This is a genomic window from Actinoallomurus acaciae (assembly GCF_042429965.1).
GTDB classification, from domain to species: domain Bacteria; phylum Actinomycetota; class Actinomycetes; order Streptosporangiales; family Streptosporangiaceae; genus Actinoallomurus; species Actinoallomurus acaciae.
Genome location: NZ_JBHLZP010000990.1, coordinates 1 through 1,526, shown reverse-complemented (window position 1 = coordinate 1,526; position 1,526 = coordinate 1). Strand labels below are relative to the sequence as shown.

The 1,526-nt window shown below is 75.8% G+C and carries 2 protein-coding genes; one reads left to right on the top strand and one right to left on the bottom strand.

Going from position 1 to position 1,526, the window contains the following annotated elements:
* Positions 1-999: FtsK/SpoIIIE domain-containing protein (locus ACFFNX_RS49695; RefSeq protein WP_378213469.1), on the bottom strand; the 999-nt coding region annotated here is incomplete at its 3' end.
* A 237-nt stretch (positions 1,000-1,236) separates the two neighbouring features.
* On the opposite strand from ACFFNX_RS49695, the gene ACFFNX_RS49690 reads away from it, so the two are divergent.
* On the top strand, positions 1,237-1,526 hold a 290-nt coding region (locus ACFFNX_RS49690; protein ID WP_378213468.1), incomplete at its 3' end, for a hypothetical protein.

The window sequence follows — 1,526 nt, the reverse complement described above, 5'->3', positions numbered from 1 at the left end:
TGCGGACGATGATGCGCTGCGCCAGGAGTTCGAGGAATTCAAGGCCGAGCAGGCCGAAGAGTGACAAGGGCGCCCGAGGGCGTCGCCGGGGTCGAGGCAGTAGAACCGGGCCTCGTCCGGCGTGCGGGTCAGGGCCAGGGCGGTGACCAGGGTGGTGACCAGCGTGCTCTTCCCGCTGCCCGCGCCACCGAGGATGAGTACGTGCCCGGACGCGTCCACCCGCAGGACGTCGCCGAGCCGCTCGAACGGCCGGTCGACGATGCCCACCGGCACCGTCAACGGCTCGCCGTCCGTCGGCGTCGCCGTGCTCAGCCCCCGGCCGGGCGTGGGGATGAGCGGGGGGAGCAGATGGTCGATGGCCGGGCCGGTCTCCGGGGGCTGGGGCCACAGCCACGGATGGCCGGTCTCGGGGTCGTCCAGGGCGCGGGCGAGACGGTGCTCCACCGTGCCGGGCTCGGCGGAATGGACGCCGATGACGAGCAGCCGGGCGGCCGCCGCGGCGTCGGGAAGCGGCGCGGACCGTTCCGTACGGTCCTCATCGGCCCACGTCGCCCGTACGCCCTGGGCCGTCACGTCCAGGCGCAGCGTCGTACGGCCGGGCCGGTGCCGCCGGCCGTTCAGGTCGAGCACGACCGTGCCCCGCAGGCCCGCGGGGCCGTACTCGCCGGGCGGCGGGTCGGCGCCGTCGAGGACGACTACGACGAGCGGTTCGGCGGGGTCCGCCCGGACGCCGGGGACGAACGGGGGACGGGGGCCGAGCGCCTCGGCCCGGTCGTCCGCGCCCTCGCGCGTGTGGGGCAGCCAGCGCGTCCACGCCCAGTCGGCCCGTCGCGTGGGCGCCACGCACAGCGCGACGAGAAGGCCGCCTGCGGGGGAGGACGCCGCCAGCCGGGCCAGCACCGTGTGCGCGAACGTCCGCCGCGCCTCGTCGTCGCCGAGGAACACGACCCGCGACCAGCGGCCGTCGCCGGGCGGTACGGGATCCTCCGGGGCCGTCACGGGCGTGCCCGCCCCTCTCACGTCGCCTCGGAGCAGACCACGGCGCCGATCTCGAGCCAACGGAACTCTCCTCTTCGCCGCCGGTCCGTCGCGCCACCGGTGTCGGCGGAGCCCGGCGCGACTCTTCGGAGAGTAGCGCGTAGCCGTACCGGGATGAGATCGCCGATCTCGGGGTGAACTCGCGGCGCCCCGCCGCACGTGCAGTGAGTGAGGGCGTGGCGGTGGAAGGAGGCGCGAGTGCGGGCCGGTGGGAGTGAAGACGCGATAGTGGTCGAACGGGCCGAGTCGGCGCTCGTGGTCCGTTCGGCGCAGACCGACGCCGCGGCCGTCGGGTTCGCGGCAGCCTTGCCCGACGAACCCGAGCGGACCACCGTCGTGGTCGACGCCTCCGCGGCCGGGGCGCTGCACGCCCTCGACGACCGGCTGCTGGCCCGGCTGCGCGACCTGCTGTACGACGAGTCGCCGCGGCGTCGCGAGGTACGGCTGGTCGCCGCGCGTACCGGCCGGCCGGGTTCGTCCGGGACGCC